Raw genomic sequence first — 22,388 nt, 5'->3', positions numbered from 1 at the left:
GATGAGCGATCGTTATGTCCGGCAGATGACGCTAAGCGAAATAGGGGTAGCCGGACAGGCTCGGCTGGCGGCCGCCACCGTGGTGGTGGTGGGAGCTGGCGGCCTTGGATCGTCAGTACTACATATCCTGGCAGGCGCCGGTGTTGGGCACATCGTCATTGTCGACCACGACCATGTTGATCTCAGCAATCTGCACCGCCAACACCTTTATAGTATGGTAGATATTGGGGCGCACAAGGCCGAAGCAGCGCGCAAGGCCGTGCTGCGCGCCAATCCCGATATTGAGGTAACGGCCAGGATGGAACGCCTCACACCGGCCAGTGCAACCGGACTGGTCGCCAGTGCCAACCTTGTAGTCGATGCTGCCGACAGCTTTGCAGTCACCTATAGTCTCTCCGACGCCTGCCATGCCGCAGGCCGGCCCCTGATCAGCGCGTCCGTGGCAGGTTTGGCCGGTTATGCCGGCGCCTATTGCGGCGGAGCGCCCAGCTATCGTGCAGTCTTTCCCGATGTACCTGCTGCGGTAGGCAATTGCGCCAGTATCGGCGTTCTCGGATCGGCCGTGGCGATGCTGGGTAGCCTTCAAGCGCACCTGGCACTCCATGTTCTGCTCGATCTCAAGCCCAGCGTCTTGGGGCGGGTAGTCAGTTTCGATGGCCAGAGCCTGCAATTTGGCGGTTTCAGTTTTGCCGATTGCCCGGAGCCCGATCACATCGCGCCATTCATCGGGCTGGCTGACATCACGCTGGACGATGTTGTCATTGACCTGCGAGGCGTCGATGAAGCGCCGGTTCTGGCCCATCCCAGTGCGCTGCGCGTCCTTCCGGAGGATGCTGGTGCCCTGTCCAGCACGGCCGGAGACAAGCGCATAGTTCTGTGCTGCCACAGCGGGCAGCGGGCGCTTCGAGCTGCGGGGCTACTGCAGGCCCTGGACCGGCACAGACTGGCGCTGGTGGCGTTGATTGGAGAGCAGTCTTGATTCCGGTCGCGCTGACGATCGCCGGTTCGGATTCCGGCGGCGGCGCCGGGATTCAGGCCGATCTGAAGACGTTTGCGGCATTTGGTGTCTTTGGGACCAGCGCCATCACTTCGGTGACGGCGCAGAACACCATGCGCGTGGAAGCCGTGCATACAATACCCGCCGAAATGGTGGCCGTCCAGGTCAAGGCCGTATTCGCTGATCTGGCCGTTGGCGCGATCAAGATCGGCATGCTCGGCAATGCCGACATCATCACTGCGGTGGCGCAAAGCCTGGCCGGATATAGTGCCGGCCCCATCGTCCTCGATCCCGTGCTGGCCGCCACCAGCGGCGCCCGCCTGTTATCAGAACAGGCATTGGACACGCTGATCACCCGTCTCTTGCCGAGGACCCGCCTGCTCACCCCCAACTTGCCCGAGGCGGCCGCCTTGACCAACTCGCCAATTGCTCAGGACGAGGTCGCCATGGTCAATCAGGCGAAGGTATTGCTGGGGATGGGCGCCCAGGCCGTGCTGATCAAGGGGGGGCATGGTACGGGCAAGCAGAGCGTGGATCTGTTGGTCGATGCCAATGGTACCATGCGCTTTACTTCAGAACGCCTGGAGGTAGGGGAACTCCATGGCGGCGGCTGCGTTTTCTCGTCCGCAATCGCTGCTGGTCTGGCCCGCGGCTGCCCGCTTATCGCCTCCATTACCCAGGCCAAGCACTTCATCTCGCAGGCCATCGCGGCAGCGCCGAGCCAAGCCTTGGGGTCCGGAGCACGACTGCTGCACGTTGATCGCTGGCATGGGGGCCGCTAGTCAAGATGCCGCGGTCTCTGCCGCACCCATTCACAAGCACCTCATCTTGGGGTAGAGGGAGCGTCAAATACTTCCCGGTCGTAGCCTTACCCGGTCAAAACAAGGATCCTCAACATGAAGACGCTGGTCATCTGCTCAGGCGGATTGGACTCGGTTTCGCTCGCTCACAAGGTGGCTGCCGAGCAGACCCTCACTGGTTTGGTATCGTTCGACTATGGGCAGCGGCACAGCAAGGAGCTCAGTTTTGCCGCTGAATGCGGGCAACGGCTTGGCGTCCCGCACCAGACAATTGACATCCGTGACATTGGCCGACAGCTCAGTGGGTCCGCGCTCACCGACGATGTTGCCGTTCCCGATGGCCACTATGCCGAGGAGTCGATGAGGGTCACAGTGGTCCCCAATCGCAACGCCATCATGCTGGCAATTGCCTTCGGCGTTGCAGCCGCGCGGCAGGCCGCGGCTGTCGGCATCGCCGTTCACGGGGGCGATCATTTCATCTATCCAGATTGTCGGCCTGACTTTATTGACGCCTTCCAGGCGATGCAGAACCGGGCACTCGACGGCTATGCCAAGGTTCGCCTGTACGCGCCATTCGTAAACGCCTCCAAAGCGGATATCGTCACTGAAGGCGCCAGGCACGCCACGCCATTTGCTCAGACCTGGTCCTGCTACAAGGGCGGCGAGACGCATTGCGGACGGTGCGGCACCTGCGTTGAGCGTCGCGAAGCTTTCCACCTGGCCCAACGGGAAGATCCAACAGACTATGCCGATACCGACTTCTGGCGCGCTGCCGTGCAGACAAGAAACCCATGATGTTTCATATCACCAAAGAATTCCATTTCTCGGCGTCCCATCAGCTCACGTCCCTCCCGGCTGGCCATCAATGTGCGCGCCTGCATGGGCACAACTATGTCGTGGAAGTTGAACTGTCGGCGGGCGAGTTGAACGAGCATGGCTTTGTCCGCGATTATCACGATCTGTCGGTGCTCAAACACTATATCGATGAGGCATTCGACCATCGCCATCTCAATGATGTGCTGGGGCACGACCGGGTAACGGCCGAGTGCTTGGCAAAGCACTTCTTTGACTGGTGCAGTGCGCGTCTGCCAGAGACCTCGGCGGTGCGTATCAGCGAAACCGCCAAAACATGGGCCGAGTATCGGCCATGACGCGCAGTGAACCGCGCAGCATTCGGATTAGCGAGATATTTGGTCCGACCATCCAGGGCGAAGGCATGCTGATGGGCTTGCCGACCGTATTCGTTCGGACCGGCGGATGCGACTATCGCTGTGCCTGGTGTGACAGCCTGCATGCTGTGGACAATCGCTTCCGCGGCGACTGGCAGGCGATGTCGGTGGAAGAGATCTGGGGGCAGGTGCGCACCCTATCGGGAGGCCGACCGCTGATGGTCTCGCTGTCTGGGGGCAATCCGGCCATCCAGCCGCTCGGCCCGCTGATCGAACGTGGTCACCGCGAGGGGTATACCTTCGCGCTGGAAACCCAAGGGTCAGTGGCGCAGGACTGGTTTTCGACGCTTGACACGCTGGTCCTGAGTCCAAAACCGCCGTCGAGCCAGATGAGCACCGACTGGTCGAGTTTCGAGGCGTGCCTGACGGCAGCGCAAGGAAGGCCACTCACGTCGCTCAAGCTGGTTGTTTTCGATGACAATGACTATGTCTACGCTCGAAACGTCGCGGCCCGTTTTTCGCACCTGCCGATCTACCTCCAGCCAGGCAATCACACGCCGCCCTCGCCCGATGTTGGTGATGGGCACGTCGACATGGACGGGGTAATTCAGCGTATGGAATGGCTGGTGGACAAGGTAACCCACGACCAATGGTTCGAAGCGCGGGTGTTGCCGCAACTTCATGTGCTGCTCTGGGGCAACAAGCGCGGCGTCTAGGCAATGCGCCCACGAATCCGGTTGAACTCGCGAGGATATTACATGTCGGCAAAGCCCGTTTCGGCCCGCCTAACTATCCGCAACATCCAGGCGCTACGCGATGCTGGGGAGCCGATCGCCATGCTAACGGCCTATGACCACGTCACTGCAGGCCTGCTCGATCAATCCGGCATCGACATGATCCTGGTTGGCGACAGCCTTGGTAACGTGGTGCTCGGCTACGAGACGACCTTGCCGGTGACGATAGAAGATATGATCCACCATGCTGCTGCCGTCTGTCGGGGCGCGTCTCGGGCGCTGATCGTCACCGACCTGCCGTTCGGCACCGCGAGTGATCCCGAAACCGCGCTGCGCAGCGCGGTCACCGTGCTGCAGCGGACCGGATGCCAGGCCGTCAAGATCGAGGGAGGGGCGACTGCCGCGCCCACTGTTGCGCGCCTGGTGGAACAAGGTATCCCAGTGATGGGGCACATCGGCCTCACACCCCAGGCCGTCAATCAGCTCGGCGGTTATTACCGCCACGGCAAAAGTTCTGCCGACGCCGAAGCCTTGATCGCCGCGGCACTGGCGTTACAGGAGGCCGGCGCCTTCGCCATTGTACTCGAAGTGCTTGTTCCCGAACTGGCCGCCGAAATCACCCGTCGGCTGACCATCCCCACCATCGGTATCGGCTCGGGCGCCGGCTGCTCCGGCCAGGTGCTGGTCGTCAATGATCTGATTGGCCTGGGTCTGGAACCGCCGCCAAGCTTCGCGGTGCCCAAGGCCGACGTGGCATCGGTGATCCGCCAGGCTGCCAGCGCCTATGTCGCCGAGCTCAAGGGCCCGCAGGGCAAGGCCAGCAAGGAGCCCTCGATTGTCTGAACACTGGCTGCTGCTCGATATCGGTAATACCCATACCGTGGGGGGCCTGTTCCGCGCTGATGGCGTGCGGGTTGCCGAGGTGCGCTTGCGCACCGATGGCCAGTGCACGGCCGATGAATATCGCGTGTTGCTGACCCAATTGTTCCGCGAGCAGCTTGGACAGGACATCTGGGCCATGGCCGACCGGGTAGTCCTCTCAACCGTCGTCCCGGTGCTGGAACCGGTTGTGGCGCAGGCCTGCAAAAACCTGCCGCTGCTCTCGGTCAGCGCGCGGCTGCAGCGCGACTTCGAGCTGACCATTCCCCACCCCGAGCAACTGGGCGCCGATCGTCTCGCCAATATCGCGGGCGCGCTGGGCCTTGCCGAGCCACCATTGCTGATCGTTGATGCCGGCACCGCCACCACATTCTGTCTGCTCGACCAGCACCGGGCCTATCTTGGTGGCGCCATCGTGCCCGGGCTGGAAACCAGCTGGCGCGCCCTGCAGGCCCGGGCCGCCAAACTGTTTTCCGTCGAGCTGACGCGGCCCGACAATGCGGTGGGCAACACCACCGAAACCCAGATTCAGAGCGGCGTCCTACAAGGCTATGAAGCCCTGATCGAGGGTATGACCGATCGGTTGCTGGCCGATGCAGGCCTTGAGAACGCAACGCTGATTGCCACCGGCGGCTGCACCCGTCTGCTGCGCCTGCCGCCGCGCTTCCGGCTGGAGCCGGACCTCACCCTCCTCGGCCTCTTCCGTTATGGACAGTCCAATGGCTAGCAATATCCTGATCGCCGTCAGCGGCAGCATTTCAGCCTACAAGATCGCCGATGTGGTGTCCGAACTCACCAAACAGGGCCACAGCGTGCAATGCCTGGCGACGCCGAGCGCCCTGCAGTTCGTAACGCCGCTGGTGCTTGAAACCCTCAGCGGCCGGCCGGTGCGCTCGGCCCTGTTCGGCCCCGGCGTGACGGGTACCGAGCACATCGATCTGGCGCGCTGGGCTGATCTGTTCGTGGTGGCGCCGGCAACCGCCAATACCATGGCCAAACTGGCCCTGGGATTGGCCGACGACCTGATGAGCACTGTCGCCCTGGCCACCCAGGCGCCGATCCTGATCGCCCCTGCCATGAACACCGTCATGTGGGACAATCCCGTGGTGCAGCAGCATGCCGCAACACTGGCCGGACGCGGCGCGCAGTTCATTGCCCCGGCCAGCGGAGTGCTCGCCTGTGGCGAAGTGGGCATGGGCAAGCTGGCCCCGGTCGACACCATTGTCGCCGCGATCAATGACGCCCTGGCCGGCCCGCGCCAGGATCTGGCTGGCACCACGGTCCTGATCACCGCCGGTCCGACCACCTCGCCGATCGATGCGGTCCGCTACATCACCAATCATTCGACCGGCCGCATGGGCGCCGCCATGGCCGAGCAGGCGCTGTGTCGCGGCGCCAGCGTCCGCTATGTGCTGGGGATTGACAAAGGGGTCGTCCGGCCCATCCCGCCACCGCAGGCGGCAGAGCGGCTCACGCTGGTGGAGGTCCACACCGCAGAGCAAATGGCCGCCGCCGCGCTGGCATTTCTGCCCCAGGTTGATGGCGTCATCGCCACAGCCGCGGTGCTCGACTATCGCGTAGCGACCCCGGCCAGCAACAAGCTCAAACGCGTCAGCCAAGCCATGGCGCTCGACATGGTGCCGTCAGTGGACGTGCTCAAGGCTCTCAAACAGGCCGCCACCGGGCAATGGTTTCTCGGCTTTGCTGCCGAAACCGACGATGTTGAGGGCAATGGCCTGGGCAAGTTGCAGAGCAAGGATCTGGACTTTCTGTTTGCCAATCGCGTGGCCGCCACCGGCCAGACCAGCTCAACGGGCTTTTCGGTATCAACCAATGGCGGGGTGCTGTTCGCGCGCAGCGGGCAGGCCACGGCCTTGCCGGTCATGAGCAAGTCAGACCTGGCCGGCCGCCTTTGGGACCTGATCAAATGACCATTATCCTGCATTCGATGGCAGAGGTTCGGGCGTGGCGCACGGCTGTGGCCAGTGCCGGGCCGATTGGTTTCGTGCCGACCATGGGGGCGCTCCATGCCGGCCACCTCAGCCTGATCGCGCTGGCCCGGCAGCGTGCAGCGACCACGATTGCCAGCATCTTCGTGAACCCGCTGCAATTCGGGCCCGCCGAGGATCTGGACCGCTATCCCCGCCCCATCGTGCAGGACATTGCCTTGCTTGAGGCGGCCGGAACCGATGCGCTGTTCCTACCGGAGGTCGCCGAGCTCTATCGGGAGGGCGCCTCGACCTTTGTCGTCGAAGAGGCCGTGTCGACCCCGCTCTGTGGAGCCACGCGACCGGGGCATTTCCGCGGCGTTACCACCATCGTGCTCAAACTGTTCAACATCGTGCAGCCCGACTTTGCGGCCTTCGGCCAGAAGGACGCCCAGCAATGCGCGGTGATCGAACGCATGGTGCGCGATCTCAACCTGCCGGTCGAGATCGTGCGGGGCGCCATCGTGCGGGAGGCCGACGGCCTGGCCCTGAGTTCGCGCAATCGCTATCTGAGCACCCAGCAACGCCGTGCCGCGCCGGCCATCCAGGCCAGCCTGCAGGCGGCAAGGGCCGCCTTTGACGCTGGCGAACGGCGCGCCTCGGCGCTGGCTGCAATTGGTCGCTCCGTGCTCCAGCGGGAACCCGCCATCACGCTCGACTATTGGGAGGTCTGCCACCCGGGCACCCTGCAATCGCTCGATAATGTCGGCAGCGATGGCGCCATGTTGGCCGTGGCCGCCTGTCTCGGATCCACCCGACTGATCGACAATCTGCTTGTTCCACCAGGTCTGTAGAACTTCGTGCGGAGCCATTCTAGGCAGAGACCTGGACGCATTGCACGCCCTCGCGGGAATTCGCAGGATGTGATCTGCCGCCGATCTGGGGGGCGGGTGGTCAAGTTCTGCTGGGCTGATCTGAGCGCTGAGCCCCGTTGAGTTGGACGTCCGCTAGCGTTTCTTGGACGCCATAGGCGGTCGGTCGGGTTCCGGCCCACTTCTGCGGTTCCATACAGAGATATTATGCGAATCCGCTGCGCATTTAATTGGGCCGGTTGGAAGATAATCTTCTGTCTTCGCGGCACCCGGAACGGTGGCGCTTTCCAAAGTTGGCGCCGATTTTGGCGCGCGTTCGCGCGTTATGATCGTCGCGACAGTAATCTCGCTTCGCAGACAGTTCCTAGTCGACCGCGTCGCTGCCGCCCGTGTCCTGCGCCGTCGCGCCGGACGGGCTGCCAATTCTCCGCTCGTGGGTGGGCGCACATAGAATCAAAGCCACGCAGTGCCGGATGGCATCCTGACGGCTGACATAGCCCGGTTGGTGCGCGATCCAAGCGTCGATGCGCGCGATCATCTCAGAAGTCATGCGTACGGTATTCGGGGTAGGCAGGGTGAAGACCGGGGCGCGCGAGAACGCGATGCTATTGCCTCTAGCGGCAGAGAAGAAAGTTCTGGCCTGCATCCACGATGAATTCGGGGGCTGGGTCTTCTTGTGATGGCCAGATTTGCAGAATGCTCGAGTCATCGCGATCGCCGTGGGCATCGGAAGCCTGGCCGGTCATCATGCGCAATTGGTCATCATGATCAGCATCTGCCCAGAACCCATCTGTTGCCAGCACGAGGGGCCCATCAAGTGGCGGCAGTATCGTTTCTGTAGGCGGCATGAATTCGCGGTGCCGAAAACTTCGCGTCAGTCGGTGTCTGAGTTCACTGGCCGCGATATCCGCAATGTCCATGCTGGTGGTAATCGCATTGGCGAGCGTATGCGGTTGGACCAGCCAGGTAATGGCATTGGCACCACGGACCGAGCCTATGAGACAATCGCCGGCATGCATTGTGAATGCGGTGCCGTTTGTCTCTTTATAGAGGATGAGATAGCTGGCCGACGCCGCTGAAAATACATGGGTGAGTGGCTGATGACATGCGCTCAGCCAGCCCCGAAGAATTTCCGGGGTGACCGACCCGCTTTCGGTCATGAACCGCTCGATGATGGTGCGCACCAGTCTTTCCGCCAGGGCACCGCTCTGTGGTCTTGTTGTGGCGCCATCGGCGATCATGGCAATTGCGGCGGCACCTCGGAGGCCGACGCCGCCGAAGTCCCGATTGTCTGGCGTTCCCGTGCCAGTCCGGCTGTTCCAGCGCACCTCGAACGCCATCAGGCCTCGCTATCCGGTTTGCTGATTTTCAGGAACCGTTGATACACGAGCTCGGACCGGCCGACCGGGCCAAGGATGTTGCCCTCTAGAAAGTCATCGAAGCCCGCCTCGGCCATGAAGGTCCGAAACTGAGCTGCTATATAGGTTCTGACCTCTTCAGGCGCACTCTGAATGTCATCGAAAAGCTCTTCGCGGCCATCGACTACGAGTAGGATGTCTTCGGCGTCCCTGCTGCCTAGCAGGTCATTTTCTCCGCGCCCGTAATAGGCTTCGAGTTTCGTGGCTATGAAGAGGGGCGGCGTGAGGATGCGTATATCCGGTCCGTCCTCCAGTGCGTAGTTGATGGCGGTCTCTATGCCCGTCCGGTACCAGCGATTGCTGAAGCCCAGGATATCAGGGTCATCGGGCATGAAATCGACGCGCAGTTCCCCAAGGCGCATGCGACAGATGACTTTGTCATCGGGTGCTTCCGTAAACCCCCTTTCGCGCAGTGTGTGCTGGAGGCGAGTCCATGCGGCATAGCCTGCCAGATCGACGATCAGGTCGACATCGTCGGTTGCACGCACCCCTTCCAGCGTTACGGGATCGGTGATGAAGGCTGCAGTCGTGCATCCACCCACGAATACCAGTCGTTTGCGCAGATCATCGCCGAGGGCAACGGCGACAGTACGGAGCATCTCCAGAAGTTGGCCCTGAATGGAATTCATCTCTTCATGAGCCTTTCCGAAAGGAGTTCTTCGGCAAGGCCTGCCTCGCGCTGATTGCCAAGACGGATGGCATCGACCAGGGCCAGGTATTCATGTAGCCGTAGGTCACTCAAGACGGCCTGTGGGACACTAGGGAACAGTGGCTCCACAGATTGTCCTGACTCGCTGGCTTTGGCATAGGGCCAGACATGAATGCGCTCACCGGCGCTCATTAAACGGCCTTTGAGCATGGGTGCATCGAAGCCCGTGGGGATGCCGCGCTGAATGGCACCGGGTTTTGCCGGAAACACGTATTTCAATCCACCGACGATGAATTTAAGCAGGTTGCGTCGGGAGGGTTTTGGCCGGTTGAATTCGCGATCCTTCAATGCCAGTCCGGAGGACAGGCTTCGATTGATGGAGGCGCTGACTTCGCTTTTGCTGATGCCAAGGGACGCGGCGAGATTGCGGACCGAGAAAGGGTCTTCGCCAATCGGGACCCAGCGCAACCACTCGGCTTGGTCTGCCTTCAGTTCCTCAAGGCTGGCAAGCTTGAGAAGTATGACGATATCCTGACTTTTCACGACGCCTCACATTCGTGTCCTGTGTCCATGGACTAAGGACAGTAAAACACAAACGCAACTTTTGGTCAAATTTATCATCGCCTTAGACCGGAAGCTGGTGGCGCCCCAGCACCTCCGCCCGTGTGCCACTCATCCCCAATTTTTGGTCCCGGATGTCCAGAAAAAAGGCGCCACTGCTCATCGTGGTGGCCCAATTTCAATGCTCATTGTTCGGTATCAGGGTGAGCACCATTACCATAGTCATCATGCCCCCCATCGACATCAACACCAGCCTGATGATCATCATCGAAGGACATGATGACTATGTTGCATGTTGCAGCCGCCGAAATACTCGGTCATCCGTCAGGCCCCTTCCCTACCGGGCGTGGACGCTCAAAAGTGCCGACGCCCTTCTCACGCGCAAGCCGCTCGATCTTGTCGTCATCAATGTCGGGGTCCAAGGGCAGCAGATGTAAACTCGCCCGACTGAAAGCCCTTACCGGGAAGACATTTCCCCAGGCAAATTGATTTCGCAGGCGTGGTCTTTTTGCTCTGGCATGATCCGAATGTACAATCCAAACAGATTCATTGCGGGAGAGCGTGCGTTGTTGACCTGGGTAATTCACAAGGCGCGCGCGGCATTTCTAAGATTTCGCGACACAACGCCACCAGAGAACGCCACGGCCAGGTTTGTTGATCAACAGAGAAGATTGCCTTTCGGCAATCTTCTCTGGCGCAGGGTTCCCGCTCCGCACCTATCAAAGAGCGTGCCAGAACGTAGTTACCATTTGGTAAAGTTGGCCCCGGTTGCACCCGGGGCCATCTCTTTCTAACCGAGTCCAAGGAGCCTTTGCAGGTTACCTTTCGTCGGGGGGCGTCTTCTCAACACGCATGGCTTGCAATGGTTCCGATTTTTCGTCTGATTCCTGTTTATGCGGCTTCGGCGGCGTCTCAAGCATCCGCTGCAATATCTCGTCCCGCTGTTTTTCGTCTTCGTCTTATTGAATTTCGGTCATGACTGGCATGGATAAATACGATGAGGAACTCTGGCAATTCATTCGCCATAAATCGATGGACGAGCTTGCCCAAGAGATTGGCCGAATGTGCCTATTTTGGAGCGAGTTAGAGATGGCCGTTACACTCTTTCTGATGCTGCTATTCGACAGGCGAGCTACAAGGGCGAGTATACGCCGCCAATGCTCGACCGACCATATATCCAGTATCCTGGCTATAATGGCGGCTCGGACTGGGGCAGCGTCGCAGTCGATCCTGAGCGCGGTACGCAAAGAGGCGGAAGATCGCGGCCTGACCCCGATTACAGATTCATCCGGCAAGCACGACAACGCGGAGGCTGGCGCCCTGACGTGACGGGGCTGATATGCAAGCAGCCGCCTTATGGCGGGATTCGGGCCATTGATCTGAAGACCGGCAAAACGCTTTGGGATCGGTCCTTCGGCCAGGCCCGTGCTAACGGCCCGTTCGGCATTCCCTCCATGCTGCCCTTCACCATTGGCACGCCCAACAATGGTGGTCCGCTCGTTACGGTCGGCGGCCTGACCTTCATCACGGCGGCGACCGACAACAACCTGATCCATAAAAAGAAGTTTGGTCCCGCATGGGGGCGCAACGTAGCGCCCGAATTGGAGCTCGCCCCCTGTGAATCTAATGACGCTGACCTCAACTCTTCCCACGGTCAAGATCGAATGATCTCGGTGACCGTAGCGTAGCGGGCCTCATCGCAGATTCTGGGCTTTACCGGGCCTACACGACGATCTAGTAGATCGATCTAAAGTGGAGGGGTCTTCAATGGAACTACCCGACGATGGGCTAAAGCGACGTCGCAGGCCGACGTTAGAGGACGTGGCTCGGGTTGCTCGCGTATCGCGCGCAACGGCATCCCTAGTGGTTCGAAAAAGTCCCCTGGTGAGCGCGAGCACCCGTCAACTGGTTGAAGCGGCAATGGCGCAGCTAGGCTATGTTTACAATCTGGGCGCGGCGAGGATGCGTGCTTCGCAAAGCCGAACTGTGGGTGTCGTCGTACCTAATCTTTCCAACCCATTTTTTGGAGTTTTGCTCAGCGGGATTGAGGGCGTCCTGGAACAAGCGGGATTGTCCACATTCCTTGCAAATTCAAACGAGTCGGCGGTCAAGCAGGACACCTTTGTCCAGCGCATGCGGGAGCATGGCGTCGATGGCCTCATCATTTGTCCGGCCATGGATACGGTCGGCGCGCAGATGGAGGACGTGCAGCGCTGTGACATTCCTTTGGTGCAAGTGTTGCGCAAGGTGTCCGGCACTACTGGTGACTACGCTGGCATGGACGTGATAGGCGGCATGCGCGAAGCCATTGATCGTTTGCTGGAACTTGGTCACCGGCACATTGGATTTGTCGCGTCTAGCCTCCATCACTCAGCGCACTACGAGCGTATTGAGGCTTTTCGGTCACGGATGGCCATAGCCCAATTGCCGACACGGGAGACGATCGAAGCAGAATCTACGCACGCAGCCGCCAGGGCAGCCGCCAAGTCAATCCTGCAGGTAGAGACGCCACCCACGGCCCTCATCTGCCACAATGACGTCATCGCCCTGGGCCTGCACCAGGGCTTTGCCGACCTCGGGCTGCTGCCCGGGCGCGACATTTCCATTGTCGGTTTCGACAGCGTGGCTGAAGCTGAACTCGTCAGACCAGCACTGGCCTCGGTTGCGACCGAACCGGTGCAGGTCGGTGCCATTGCCGCAAAACTGCTGCTGCGCCGGATGCAAGCGCCCAAAGCCCCCATCCGCACTGAACTGGTGCCCACCCACTTCGTCGAGCGCGGTTCGGTCGGCCCCTGCCGCGAACGACTTGACCGCCGCTGGCAAGTAATTTAGATCGATCTAACTTGAGGTCTTGAGGCCCAAACCAAGTCGATCGTTCTGGGAGGAGCGCGTATGGGATATGAATTCGATTTCGCGCCGGTTTTCGCCAATTTCGATCAGCTGATCGAGGGCGCCTTGATCACCATCCAGCTGACTGTCGGCGCTATCGTGTTCGGCACGCTGATTGCCGTGCCCTGTGCTATTGGCAAGACCGCCGGACCTCGCTACGTGGTCTGGCCGATCAACGCCTATATCGAGATCATCCGGAACACCCCATTCCTGATCCAGATCTTCTTCATCTACTTCGCCCTGCCCGGACTCGGCCTGCGGTTCAATCCCAACACCGCCGCGCTGATAGCCCTGTCGGTCAATGTGGGCGCCTATGCGACAGAGATCGTTCGCGCAGGCATTGAATCCATCGGCAAGGGGCAGATCGAGGCGGGCATTGCGCTGGGTCTGAAGCCCATCCAGATCTTCCGCTACGTCGTCTTCAAGCCGGCCATGCGCACCATTTATCCGGCGATGACCAGCCAGTTCATCTATCTGATGCTGACATCAAGCGTGGTCTCGGCCATCTCCGCCACCGATCTGGCGGCAGCGGGCAACAATATCCAGTCGCAGACCTTTGCCGCCTTCGAGGTTTATCTGGTGATCACGGGGATTTACCTGGTGCTGTCCCTCGGGTTCTCGGCCTTGTTCTCGCTTATCCAGCGGCTGGCCTTCACTTACCCCACGACACGATAGGGCACACCGATGATCAGAGCATTCGGACCGAACGAGTTCTTGTTCATTGTCATGGCGGTGCAGTGGACGATTGCACTGTCGGCCGTCGCCTTTGCGGGCGGCGCAGTCGGCGGGCTGCTCATTGCCCTGGCGCGCACGTCAAAGCCGCGCGTGCTGCGCTATTCTGCGCTGGTCTTCATCCGCATTTTTCAAGGCACACCGCTGCTGATGCAGCTGTTCCTGGTGTTCTTCGGGCTCAACATCTTCGGCATCGGCATCAACCCATGGATCGCCGCCGCGATTGCGCTGACGCTGCACGCCAGTGCCTTTCTCGGGGAGATCTGGCGCGGCTGCATCGAGGCGGTGCCCTCGGGCCAGTCCGAAGCCGCCTGGGCGCTGGGACTTGGCTATCGCGACACCATGACCTCAATCGTGCTGCCGCAGGCCGCGCGGATTGCCGTGGCGCCAACTGTCGGCTTTCTGGTGCAGTTGATCAAGGGCACGTCGCTGGCCTCCATCATCGGCTTTGTCGAGATGACCCGGGCCGGACAGATCATCAACAACGCGACTTTCGCGCCACTGACCGTCTTCAGCGTGGTGGCGCTCCTGTACTTCATCCTGTGCTGGCCGCTGTCCATGCTTGCCAGGTCAGTGGAGCTTCGCTTCGCCGCCGCGAACCGGCGCTAGGCGCAAGAACAACATGTTTTTAGGTAGGAGAAAATCATGACGTTTCTAAAAAAGACACTTGCTCTTGCCGGCGCTGTTGCGCTGGCCACGAGCTTTTCAGCCGTCGCCATGGCGCAGTCAACGCTGGAGACCATCAAGTCCCGCGGCAACATCAATATCGGCATGCTGGTCGATTTTGCGCCCTTCGGCATTCTGGACGAGCAGGGTAATCCCGACGGCTATGACGCCGACGTCGCCCGCCTGCTGGCCAAGGATCTGGGTGTCGAGGTCAATCTGGTGCCGGTGACCGGCCCCAACCGCATTCCCTATCTGGTGTCCAACCAGGTCGACGTGCTCGTCGCTTCGCTCGGCATTACCGAGGAACGTGCCAAGCAGGTCGATTTCTCGGCGCCTTATGCCGGTATCGAGATCTTCGTGTTTGGCGACGTCAACACCAAGGCCGCTTCGGCCGAGGACCTGGCTAACCAGAACATCGCCGTGGCACGTGCTTCCACCCAGGACACCTCCATCACTGCGATTGCCCCCGAGACCGCCAATATCCAGCGCTTTGATGACGATTCCACCGCCGTTCAGGCGCTGCTTTCCGGTCAGGTCAGCCTGATGGGGGCTTCCAATGTCGTCATCTCCCAGATCCAGTCGGTTGCCCCCGACCGGTTCGACGTGAAGTTCTCGCTCAAGCGTCAGAGCCAGGCCATTGCCGTGCGTCCCGGCGATGCCGATCTGCTCGCAGCGGTCAACGCGTTCCTCGTCAAGGCCAAGGCCAGCGGTGAACTCGATGCGCTGCATCAGAAATGGGTCGGCGGTCCGCTGCCAGCCTTCGTTTCCGCCGAATAGTCACGCCTCTCGAACAGCAGGAACATTGCCATGACCGCCATAGCAGCCGATACGCAAGTGCGCATTGACGAGATGCCTGCTGTTCGAATGGTCGGCGTGGACAAGTGGTACGCCACTTATCACGCCCTCAAGAGCGTCGATCTCGAGGTCGCACGCGGCGAGAAAATCGTCGTGTGCGGCCCCTCGGGGTCAGGCAAGTCCACCCTGATCCGCTGCATCAACCAGCTTGAGCCCGTGCAGGGCGGGACCATCATTGTGGATGGCATCGAGCTGACCGCCGGACCCAAATTCGTCGAGCAGGTGCGCCGCGACGTGGGCATGGTGTTTCAGCAGTTCAACCTGTTTCCCCACATGACCATTCTGCAGAACTGCATGCTGGCGCCCATGAAGGTGCGCGGGGTGTCTCGCGCCGAAGCCGAGGCGACGGCGCGCAAATATCTTGAACGGGTGCGCATTCCTGAACAGGCTGACAAGTTCCCCGCCCAGCTGTCGGGTGGCCAGCAGCAGCGCGTGGCGATCGCCCGCGCGCTGTGCATGAATCCCAAGATCATGCTGTTTGATGAGCCCACCTCGGCGCTCGACCCCGAGATGGTCAATGAAGTTCTCGACACCATGATCGACCTGGCTCAGGAGGGCATGACCATGATCGTGGTGACCCACGAAATGGGGTTTGCCCGCAAGGTCGCCGACCGCGTGGTGTTCATGGACAATGGCGAGATTGTCGAGATGGGAGAGCCCGAGGCCTTCTTCTCCAACCCCCAGCAAGAACGCACGCGCAATTTTCTCGGCCAGATCGGCCACTGACCCTCTGCGGACCCATTCCATGCCCCAAACCATCTTGCTGGTCGAGCCAATGCTCGATCAGATCGAAGCGCGCCTCGACGCCGATTTCGAGGTCCTGCGCCTCTACGATCCCCACGCACAGGAGGCGGTCAACGCGCGGCTGACCGATATTCGTGCTGTGGTGACGGGCGGGGGCACCGGGCTGTCGCGCGAGTGGTTCGACAAGCTGCCCAATCTGGGTCTGGTTGCCATCAATGGCGTGGGCACCGACAAGGTTGATCTCGACCTTGCCGCCGCGCGCAATGTCCATGTCTCAACGACGCCGGACGTGCTGACCGACGATGTGGCCGACATCGGCATGGGTCTGATCATCGCGACGCTCCGCCAGTTCGGGACCGGCGAGCGTCTTGTGCGGCAGGGCCGATGGGCCGCGGGCACCAGGCTGGCACTGGGGCAGAGCCTGCGCGGCAAGCGTCTGGGCGTGGTTGGACTTGGCCAGATCGGCGCGGCCCTGGCGAGCCGCGCGACGGCCTTCGGCATGCAGATTGGCTACTTCAACCGCTCGCCACGGCAGATCGAACAAAACTGGGAACGCTTCGCCTCGCCGGGTGAGCTTGCTGGCTGGAGCGACGTGCTGGCCATTTGCGTGGCCGGCGTCAGCCAGACCGCATCGATGATCGACGCACATGTATTGGCCGCCCTTGGCCCTGAGGGATTTCTCGTCAATATCGCGCGCGGCAGCATCATTGACGAGAACGCCCTGCTCACGGCATTGGAAAACCGCACGATTGCCGGAGCCGGACTGGACGTCTTCCTGAACGAGCCCAAGATCGACCCTCGCTTTGCCGCACTGGATAATGTGGTTCTGCTGCCGCATCAGGGCAGCGCCACCGTGCAGACCCGCATGGCCATGGGTCAGCTGGTGCTCGACAATCTTTCAGCATTCTTTGCTGGCCGCACGCCGCCCACCAGTGTCGTGCCATTATCGGGGCGCGGCCAATGATCACCCGGGTAGCCACTTTTGAGGGTGTTGTTGCGCCCGAAAACCGCGACGCATTTTACGCCCATGTCCGCCAGAAGCTGATGCCCCTGTGGCAACAATTCCCCGGCGCCCGCGAGATTGACGTACACTTCCCGTACGCTGCGGACCCAATGGCGCCGCCGGTGGCATTGCTGCTGACGATGCGTTTTGATGATCAGGCAGCCCTGGAGGTCATGCTGGCCTCCGATGTCCGCGCGGCCAGCAAGCCGCTGACCGCCGAACTGCTGACGATGCTGGAAGGCCGACTGTACCATCATGTATTTGTCGGTGCATGACAAATTCGAACAGTTGACGCAGTGCCGATTGGGCGGCGTGCAAGCAAGATTCGCGGAAGATCCTCCTGCGAGTTTGCCAAGGACAAGTCACACAACAACAACAATGGACCGCAAAAGCTAAGCAGGCGATTGTCTAGAATCGCGGCACTTCGGCTCCAAAACGTGATGCGTTGCGGAGATGTCTCCGAAGAGCTTCACGAGCCAATCGATGAAAACGCGGACACGGATATCGGCACCGATGACCGTGGTGTAGTGCTCGAGGGCGTCAATATCGGGGAACGTCACCCTGTTGGGCTCCGCAAATGCGGGCAGGGCGTCAAGGCCCAATAGGCCAGCGACCAGCACAGCGCCTAAAGTCAGGTTGAGACGGAATTTCATACGATCTCTTGGGCATGCCATTGATGGGTTGTCCGTCGGGGACACGTCCAGAATAGGGTGTCCAGGTCCGTAGCACTACCCAGCCTGTCGCGATTGGGCCGATAAGGAAGGCTACTGAATTGCAGCTATGCGCCATGCGATGCAGTTGCGGCCGGCCCCCGGTAGCGCAGGGCATCGACGAAGGCGGAAAACGCCAGCGAGTGGTGACGGCGGTTCGGATAATAGAGGTGGTAGCCGGTGAAGGTGGGGCTCCAGTCTTCGAGTACGCGGATTAACCGACCCTCGTCGACATATGATTGCACCTGATCGACGGGCATATAGGCGAGACCAACTCCATCAAGGACTGAGGACATGCGCATGGAAATGTCATTGAAGACAGCCTGTCCATCAACCCTGACCTTGATCTCCTGCCCATCCTTTTCGAATTCCCAGGGAAACAGGCTTTGAGGGTTGGCAATCGGATGTTGATGCAATTATGCGCGGTCAGATCTTCAGGTCGAATTGGAGCGGGATAGCGCTTAAGATATCCGGGCGCTCCAACGACGGCCATCGTGATATCGGGACTGATACGCACCGCGATCATGTCACGAGCGATCTGCGCGCCCAGCCGGACACCGGCATCGTAGCGCTCTGCGACGATATCGGTAAGGCCGTAATCTACGATAATTTCGACATGCACATCAGGATTGGCTAGAAGAAATTTCCGTAGGGCCGGCTGCAAGACTGAAATAGCCGGGTGCTCGCCTGCGGTGATCCGAATTGTGCCCGAAGGGCTGTCTTTCATTTCAGCTAGAGCTGCCAACTCAATTCGAATTTCTTCAAAGTGGGGTTCCAAACTCTGAAGCAGGCGCTCCGCCTGCGCCACCGCAACGCCACGTTCCCTGACCAGCCTGACAGCCTCGAGCTTAAACTCCCGGCTGAACTTGCGTCTTTCCATCAAAACTCTCCAGTTCCAAAAACACCTTAACTCGGTGTCCTCAAAACCGGCAGCAGCCCAATGTTATCCAACTGAGGCCTGTCATCCGCACAAACATAGAGCCTCCCAGTGTCACGCTCCCGGGAGTCGAAATTCGATATCCGCTCCTCTATATCTGGTCGCAACCACGCTAAGCGATCGTCTTCATGAACAAGCCGACGAACCTGCTCGGCGAGGATATTTGGATCGTTGAGCCGCAGCCCTTCACGGTGAAAAACGCCAGCGTCGACGACGCGACACCCATGATAGGTCCGGAGCGTCGATTCAATAAGTGCATCCCCCAACTCTTCTGCTGAGGACTCAAAATCCACGCTCGACACCGAAGAAAGAAGATCTAGCCACTCCGGATCGTCCGAGAGATTATTCAGTGGCCCACGTTTCAGAAGTTTGGCCAATCGGGTCGCGTGGAGCGTGGGTTTCAACCAGTCTCCGACCCGTGCTCTCCATGTGTCTGGCTCTTTCCAGATCAGACGACCCGCAGCGAATCTAGGCATTGTCTTTCTCCGAAGGTCGCGATCAGTGCGAGAAATGCACCTATGGGAGCGTATAGATCCACCACAAAGGTTGACGCCTCTGGTCAATCTATCCGCAGCTAAATTTCATCCTTGTCCGCGGAAAAACCAAAAGAGGGACTCTGGTCACTTGTGCTGTCGGGAGTGGGGGCGCTAAGCAAACCAGCATCTTTGAGCGCCTCGATTTCCGGAAGGTCCCGCAGCGTTTCCAATCCGAAATGCTCCAAAAATCCCTTGGTGGTCACATAGGTGAACGGCGCCCCCGCCGTCGGGCTGCGCGGTCCTGCGGTGATCATATTCTTGTCCCGCAGCGCCCCGATCACATCGCGCGACACTTCGCGCCCGAGGATTTCCGACACCCCTGCCCGCGTCACCGGCTGGTGATAGGCGATCGATACCAGCACCATGGCCTCGTTCTGGGTCAGATCAACCCCACGGTCCAGCACAGCAGCAGAAGTGGCAATCGCATCAGCATAGGCCGTTCGGGTGCGGAACGCCCAGCCCCCAGCGACACCGACCACGTCATAGGGTTTGCCGCGCAGAGCTTCGCGGATGTCATCGATCAGCAGATCAATGTTGGCGTCGCGACCGATGACGCGGGCCAGCGCCTCCCGCTCGACCGGTTTGGGCGCCGCGAACAGCACCGCCTCGACGCGATTCATCCATTCGCGCCAGCGCAGCTCGGCCGGCATATCGACCAGTTCGGCATCGAAGATTGGTGGTTCCGCATCTGTCCGTTTGCGCCTGGCCATGCGCGCCCTCACAACCCATACAGCCGAAACGTCGGCCGGCCGCTGAGCTCGCGCACGGCGCCCAATTCACCCAGCCGATCGAACAGCCGTCTGGCCCCGCGCGCCGACAGTTTTGAGCTCGACCAGGACCCCGGCACCGCGTCATCCGACAGCAGCAGTTGGATGACGTCGCCAGAACCCTTGGCGCGCAACTTCGGCGCCACCGCAGTCAGTGTTGCCGCGCGCTGCGCCAGCTCAATCCCGAGATCGCAAGCCTCCGCCGCAGCCGTCGCGTAGGCTAAGAATACGGCCCTGCCCCAGCCTTCGCCTCCCGGCCGGATTCGCTTGCGGTGTTCGCCCGATTTGAAGACCGGCGAAGACACCTGCCCCATAAGCAGCGGCACCGGAACGGGCCATCTGAACTTCTGGACGAGCAGCATGTCGGCAAGCCAGAAGGCCAGCAGCTCGGCATCGGGCCGCGCCCGATAGACGGCAGCGGCGATTTCGGCCGCCAGTATTGGCGCCGGCCGCGACGACACCACGATATCCTCCGCATTGGCCACCACCTCGGCGAGGGCGTCATCCCAACGCAGAGCAAAATGCTGTTCGGCGACCGGGCGCACGGATTGCTCATCGCAACTGGTCGTGCGGCTGGCCAATCGGCGCCAGGCCATCAGAAGGTGACCGGAGGGGCCAGGATCGTCGCCCATGCCGCGTAGACAATGGGCGTCGCGCAACGCGGATTCGTCCTCTCGTCGACCGATCAGGTTTACCGCCGCGGCAGCGCACTGCAGGGCCAGACGCTGACGCCAGGCGCCGGCCCAAGAAAAATCCTGACGCACCAGATTATCCAAGGAATTCAATGCTGCCCCCGCCGCATAAGCAGCATCGACATCGTGCAACACCAGACCGCGTGGTCGTACCCACACCGGCACCTTTGGCACCGACAGAGAGTCGGTAGGGAGCAAATCAGCGCGCAAATTCATAGCCGGAGGCTAACACGCTGCGGCGCTTAAAGCGACCAAATGCGCAATTATGCGCCCCGCCCGTCGGCAGATATATATGACCGATAATCTTGCATTATCGGACGTAATGCTCATTATAGAGAGAATGACCCCAAAACCCGACGAAATCGCTCAAAACGACGCCGGCAACGCCCCCCTGCCCTCTGCTGCAGCGGCGGCACCCGTCGGCAATTCCGCCGTGTCGGTTCCCGTCGCCGAAATGGTTCATTTGCGTGGCCTGGCTGATCGCGCCCGGGACTATGTCGAAGCCGCCAGCTCAGCCAACACCAGGCTGGCCTATGCCTCGGATTGGAAGCACTTCTCTGGCTGGTGTCGCCGTCAGCGCCTCGACATGCTGCCGCCCGATCCGCAAACGGTGGGCCTCTACATTACCGCCTGCGCTACCGGTGAGGCCACAGGCACTCCAAACGCCGTTGGCACCATCGAGCGCCGCCTTTCCGCGCTTTCCTGGAACTATGCACACCGTGGTCAGGTCCTTGACCGCACGGATCGCCATATTGCGACGGTCATGGCCGGTATTCGCAACACCCACGGCAAGCCGCCGCGACAGAAGGAGGCAATCCTGCCGGAGGATCTCCTGGCGATGCTGGAAACCCTGGATCGCGGCTGCCTGCGCGGCATTCGCGACCGGGCGATGCTGCTGTTGGGTTTTGCTGGCGGTCTTCGGCGCTCGGAAATCGTCGGGCTTGACGTCGGTGAAGCCCAGAGCGAGGACAGCCGCGGCTGGATCGAAATCCTCGACAAGGGCATGGTCCTGAATATTCGTGGCAAGACTGGCTGGCGTGAGGTCGAAATCGGCCGAGGGTCATCGGATGCCACCTGCCCCGTCGTTGCCGTTGAAACCTGGCTCAAGCTGGCCAGGATCGCCCACGGTCCGTTGTTTCGCCGGGTCACGGGGAAGGGCAAGGCCGTCGGCGCCGATCAGTTGAACGACAAGCAGGTTGCCCGCCTGGTCAAGGCGGCCGCACTCGCGGCTGGCGTGCGGGGCGATCTTTCAGAAGATGCGCGGGGCGCCTTGTTCGCTGGCCATTCTCTGCGAGCCGGTCTCGCCTCCTCGGCCGAGGTCGATGAGCGCTATGTGCAAAAGCAGCTCGGACACGTGTCAGCCGAGATGACCCGTCGCTATCAACGCCGGCGCGACCGATTCCGCGTCAACCTCACCAAGGCTGCGGGCCTGTAGCCCCCTGCCCTACTCATCGAAACGGACGCAATATCTCCACCTGCCGGATCAATGGCGGTGTACCTGTCAGTTTGTGGGGCAGCCCTCCTCCCCGCACTGATGCTAAAATACCTAATTCTGCGCGATTAGTTCTGGACGCTGATATTGACCATGGCGCCACTCGCCACCTGGGTGAAGGCGATCTCATAGCCATCCGAGAACCAGTAGGCCGAACCGCCAAACGGCGTATTGTCGCTTTGCTTTGGCAATCCGAACTGGGCCGTAAGCGCCTCCATGTGTTTCGGCGTGCAATTTTGACCCCCTAAGCGGGGTTATCGGCGTCCAATATTGACCCCCTGATGTTTGGTTTGAGCAGACTGCCCGTCTCGGATTGAGGATGGGTGGCGGGGATGAAGTGCGTGGATACAATTGCGCG

General features: G+C 60.8%; 30 protein-coding genes and 2 pseudogenes. 20 read left to right on the top strand and 12 right to left on the bottom strand.

Going from position 1 to position 22,388, the window contains the following annotated elements:
* Position 1 precedes the first annotated feature (1 nt).
* From Q8O80_RS00665 to panC, 9 genes are all read left to right on the top strand, one after another.
* A complete protein-coding gene (locus tag Q8O80_RS00665; protein WP_305575863.1) occupies positions 2 to 979 on the top strand; it encodes a HesA/MoeB/ThiF family protein in 978 nt (325 codons plus the stop codon).
* Complete coding sequence (gene thiD, locus Q8O80_RS00660) at positions 976 to 1,779, top strand: bifunctional hydroxymethylpyrimidine kinase/phosphomethylpyrimidine kinase (RefSeq protein WP_305575861.1); 804 nt, start codon at positions 976 to 978, stop codon at positions 1,777 to 1,779. The genes Q8O80_RS00665 and thiD overlap by 4 nt, the downstream gene beginning before the upstream one ends.
* Before the next feature lie 114 nt (positions 1,780 to 1,893).
* The gene (queC, locus tag Q8O80_RS00655) at positions 1,894 to 2,592 is read left to right on the top strand and encodes a 7-cyano-7-deazaguanine synthase QueC (protein WP_305575859.1); all 699 of its coding nucleotides are present in this window, start codon (positions 1,894 to 1,896) and stop codon (positions 2,590 to 2,592) included.
* The gene (queD, locus tag Q8O80_RS00650) at positions 2,592 to 2,948 is read left to right on the top strand and encodes a 6-carboxytetrahydropterin synthase QueD (protein WP_305575952.1); all 357 of its coding nucleotides are present in this window, start codon (positions 2,592 to 2,594) and stop codon (positions 2,946 to 2,948) included. Before queC ends, queD begins: the two co-directional genes overlap by 1 nt.
* Positions 2,945 to 3,682: a 7-carboxy-7-deazaguanine synthase QueE gene (queE, locus tag Q8O80_RS00645; protein WP_305575856.1), complete on the top strand. Its 738-nt coding sequence runs from the start codon at positions 2,945 to 2,947 to the stop codon at positions 3,680 to 3,682. Before queD ends, queE begins: the two co-directional genes overlap by 4 nt.
* Positions 3,683 to 3,724: 42 nt before the next feature.
* The gene (gene panB / locus Q8O80_RS00640; RefSeq protein ID WP_305575854.1) at positions 3,725 to 4,543 is read left to right on the top strand and encodes a 3-methyl-2-oxobutanoate hydroxymethyltransferase; all 819 of its coding nucleotides are present in this window, start codon (positions 3,725 to 3,727) and stop codon (positions 4,541 to 4,543) included.
* Entirely contained in the window at positions 4,536 to 5,306 is a 771-nt protein-coding gene (locus Q8O80_RS00635; protein ID WP_305575852.1) for a type III pantothenate kinase, read from the top strand. Before panB ends, Q8O80_RS00635 begins: the two co-directional genes overlap by 8 nt.
* Positions 5,299 to 6,510, top strand: coding sequence for a bifunctional phosphopantothenoylcysteine decarboxylase/phosphopantothenate--cysteine ligase CoaBC (gene coaBC / locus Q8O80_RS00630; RefSeq protein WP_305575850.1), 1,212 nt, complete (start codon positions 5,299 to 5,301; stop codon positions 6,508 to 6,510). The genes Q8O80_RS00635 and coaBC overlap by 8 nt, the downstream gene beginning before the upstream one ends.
* Positions 6,507 to 7,361: a pantoate--beta-alanine ligase gene (panC, locus tag Q8O80_RS00625; protein WP_305575847.1), complete on the top strand. Its 855-nt coding sequence runs from the start codon at positions 6,507 to 6,509 to the stop codon at positions 7,359 to 7,361. The genes coaBC and panC overlap by 4 nt, the downstream gene beginning before the upstream one ends.
* A gap of 382 nt (positions 7,362 to 7,743) precedes the next feature.
* On the opposite strand, the gene Q8O80_RS00620 is transcribed toward panC, so the two are convergent.
* The 4 genes from Q8O80_RS00620 to Q8O80_RS00605 all read right to left on the bottom strand — a co-directional run bounded on the left by Q8O80_RS00620 (position 7,744) and on the right by Q8O80_RS00605 (position 9,989).
* Positions 7,744 to 7,917, bottom strand: coding sequence for a hypothetical protein (locus Q8O80_RS00620; RefSeq protein WP_305575845.1), 174 nt, complete (start codon positions 7,915 to 7,917; stop codon positions 7,744 to 7,746).
* A 76-nt stretch (positions 7,918 to 7,993) separates the two neighbouring features.
* Positions 7,994 to 8,719 carry a protein phosphatase 2C domain-containing protein gene (locus Q8O80_RS00615; RefSeq protein WP_305575843.1) on the bottom strand — a complete coding sequence of 242 codons (726 nt, stop codon included), beginning with the start codon at positions 8,717 to 8,719 and terminating at the stop codon, positions 7,994 to 7,996.
* Positions 8,719 to 9,426, bottom strand: coding sequence for a hypothetical protein (locus Q8O80_RS00610; protein WP_305575841.1), 708 nt, complete (start codon positions 9,424 to 9,426; stop codon positions 8,719 to 8,721). Before Q8O80_RS00610 ends, Q8O80_RS00615 begins: the two co-directional genes overlap by 1 nt.
* Entirely contained in the window at positions 9,423 to 9,989 is a 567-nt protein-coding gene (locus Q8O80_RS00605; protein WP_291359101.1) for a hypothetical protein, read from the bottom strand. The genes Q8O80_RS00610 and Q8O80_RS00605 overlap by 4 nt, the downstream gene beginning before the upstream one ends.
* A gap of 221 nt (positions 9,990 to 10,210) precedes the next feature.
* Here Q8O80_RS00605 and Q8O80_RS00600 point away from each other — a divergent pair, with 221 nt between their 5' ends.
* The 10 genes from Q8O80_RS00600 (at position 10,211) to Q8O80_RS00555 (ending at position 17,171) form a co-directional block, all read left to right on the top strand.
* On the top strand, positions 10,211 to 10,444 hold the full coding sequence (locus Q8O80_RS00600) for a hypothetical protein (protein WP_305575839.1): 234 nt from the start codon (positions 10,211 to 10,213) through the stop codon (positions 10,442 to 10,444).
* A 538-nt stretch (positions 10,445 to 10,982) separates the two neighbouring features.
* On the top strand, positions 10,983 to 11,336 hold the full coding sequence (locus tag Q8O80_RS00595; RefSeq protein ID WP_305575837.1) for a hypothetical protein: 354 nt from the start codon (positions 10,983 to 10,985) through the stop codon (positions 11,334 to 11,336).
* On the top strand, positions 11,333 to 11,695 hold the full coding sequence (locus tag Q8O80_RS00590; RefSeq protein ID WP_305575835.1) for a hypothetical protein: 363 nt from the start codon (positions 11,333 to 11,335) through the stop codon (positions 11,693 to 11,695). Before Q8O80_RS00595 ends, Q8O80_RS00590 begins: the two co-directional genes overlap by 4 nt.
* Positions 11,696 to 11,774: 79 nt before the next feature.
* On the top strand, positions 11,775 to 12,839 hold the full coding sequence (locus tag Q8O80_RS00585; RefSeq protein ID WP_305575832.1) for a LacI family DNA-binding transcriptional regulator: 1,065 nt from the start codon (positions 11,775 to 11,777) through the stop codon (positions 12,837 to 12,839).
* 60 nt (positions 12,840 to 12,899) lie between these two features.
* Positions 12,900 to 13,571 carry an amino acid ABC transporter permease gene (locus Q8O80_RS00580; protein WP_305575830.1) on the top strand — a complete coding sequence of 224 codons (672 nt, stop codon included), beginning with the start codon at positions 12,900 to 12,902 and terminating at the stop codon, positions 13,569 to 13,571.
* Between the two features lie 9 nt (positions 13,572 to 13,580).
* Positions 13,581 to 14,237 carry an amino acid ABC transporter permease gene (locus Q8O80_RS00575; RefSeq protein ID WP_305575828.1) on the top strand — a complete coding sequence of 219 codons (657 nt, stop codon included), beginning with the start codon at positions 13,581 to 13,583 and terminating at the stop codon, positions 14,235 to 14,237.
* Between the two features lie 36 nt (positions 14,238 to 14,273).
* Positions 14,274 to 15,071, top strand: a complete 798-nt coding sequence (locus tag Q8O80_RS00570; protein ID WP_305575825.1) for a transporter substrate-binding domain-containing protein — start codon at positions 14,274 to 14,276, stop codon at positions 15,069 to 15,071.
* Positions 15,072 to 15,101: 30 nt separating this feature from the next.
* Entirely contained in the window at positions 15,102 to 15,875 is a 774-nt protein-coding gene (locus tag Q8O80_RS00565) for an amino acid ABC transporter ATP-binding protein (protein WP_305575823.1), read from the top strand.
* Between the two features lie 19 nt (positions 15,876 to 15,894).
* Positions 15,895 to 16,857, top strand: coding sequence for a 2-hydroxyacid dehydrogenase (locus Q8O80_RS00560; RefSeq protein ID WP_305575821.1), 963 nt, complete (start codon positions 15,895 to 15,897; stop codon positions 16,855 to 16,857).
* Complete coding sequence (locus Q8O80_RS00555; RefSeq protein WP_305575819.1) at positions 16,854 to 17,171, top strand: hypothetical protein; 318 nt, start codon at positions 16,854 to 16,856, stop codon at positions 17,169 to 17,171. The genes Q8O80_RS00560 and Q8O80_RS00555 overlap by 4 nt, the downstream gene beginning before the upstream one ends.
* Before the next feature lie 117 nt (positions 17,172 to 17,288).
* On the opposite strand, the gene Q8O80_RS00550 is transcribed toward Q8O80_RS00555, so the two are convergent.
* The 7 genes and pseudogenes from Q8O80_RS00550 to Q8O80_RS00525 form a co-directional block, all read right to left on the bottom strand.
* Positions 17,289 to 17,549: a hypothetical protein gene (locus Q8O80_RS00550; RefSeq protein WP_305575817.1), complete on the bottom strand. Its 261-nt coding sequence runs from the start codon at positions 17,547 to 17,549 to the stop codon at positions 17,289 to 17,291.
* Between the two features lie 125 nt (positions 17,550 to 17,674).
* Positions 17,675 to 18,022, bottom strand: coding sequence for a LysR substrate-binding domain-containing protein (locus Q8O80_RS21485; protein WP_371136061.1), 348 nt, complete (start codon positions 18,020 to 18,022; stop codon positions 17,675 to 17,677).
* A gap of 65 nt (positions 18,023 to 18,087) precedes the next feature.
* Positions 18,088 to 18,333: pseudogene (locus tag Q8O80_RS21480) on the bottom strand (LysR substrate-binding domain-containing protein); the annotation flags it as partial.
* Positions 18,334 to 18,396: 63 nt separating this feature from the next.
* Positions 18,397 to 18,486, bottom strand: a pseudogene (locus Q8O80_RS00540) (transposase); the annotation flags it as partial.
* Between the two features lie 26 nt (positions 18,487 to 18,512).
* A complete protein-coding gene (locus Q8O80_RS00535; protein ID WP_305575815.1) occupies positions 18,513 to 18,947 on the bottom strand; it encodes a hypothetical protein in 435 nt (144 codons plus the stop codon).
* A 170-nt stretch (positions 18,948 to 19,117) separates the two neighbouring features.
* Positions 19,118 to 19,789 (bottom strand): SMC-Scp complex subunit ScpB, encoded by a 672-nt coding sequence (locus Q8O80_RS00530; protein WP_305575813.1) that lies wholly within the window; start codon positions 19,787 to 19,789, stop codon positions 19,118 to 19,120.
* Positions 19,790 to 19,797: 8 nt separating this feature from the next.
* Positions 19,798 to 20,754 carry a DUF1403 family protein gene (locus tag Q8O80_RS00525; RefSeq protein WP_371136060.1) on the bottom strand — a complete coding sequence of 319 codons (957 nt, stop codon included), beginning with the start codon at positions 20,752 to 20,754 and terminating at the stop codon, positions 19,798 to 19,800.
* A 124-nt stretch (positions 20,755 to 20,878) separates the two neighbouring features.
* On the opposite strand from Q8O80_RS00525, the gene Q8O80_RS00520 reads away from it, so the two are divergent.
* Positions 20,879 to 21,973 carry a tyrosine-type recombinase/integrase gene (locus Q8O80_RS00520; RefSeq protein ID WP_305575809.1) on the top strand — a complete coding sequence of 365 codons (1,095 nt, stop codon included), beginning with the start codon at positions 20,879 to 20,881 and terminating at the stop codon, positions 21,971 to 21,973.
* A 125-nt stretch (positions 21,974 to 22,098) separates the two neighbouring features.
* On the opposite strand, the gene Q8O80_RS00515 is transcribed toward Q8O80_RS00520, so the two are convergent.
* The gene (locus Q8O80_RS00515) at positions 22,099 to 22,248 is read right to left on the bottom strand and encodes a hypothetical protein (RefSeq protein ID WP_305575807.1); all 150 of its coding nucleotides are present in this window, start codon (positions 22,246 to 22,248) and stop codon (positions 22,099 to 22,101) included.
* Positions 22,249 to 22,388: the final 140 nt, after the last annotated feature.

The sequence above is a fragment of the Devosia sp. genome (assembly GCF_030689745.1).
Classification (GTDB): Bacteria; Pseudomonadota; Alphaproteobacteria; order Rhizobiales; family Devosiaceae; genus Devosia; species Devosia alba.
Note: the sequence above shows the minus strand (reverse complement) of the source record. Positions and strands in the feature narration are given on the sequence as shown.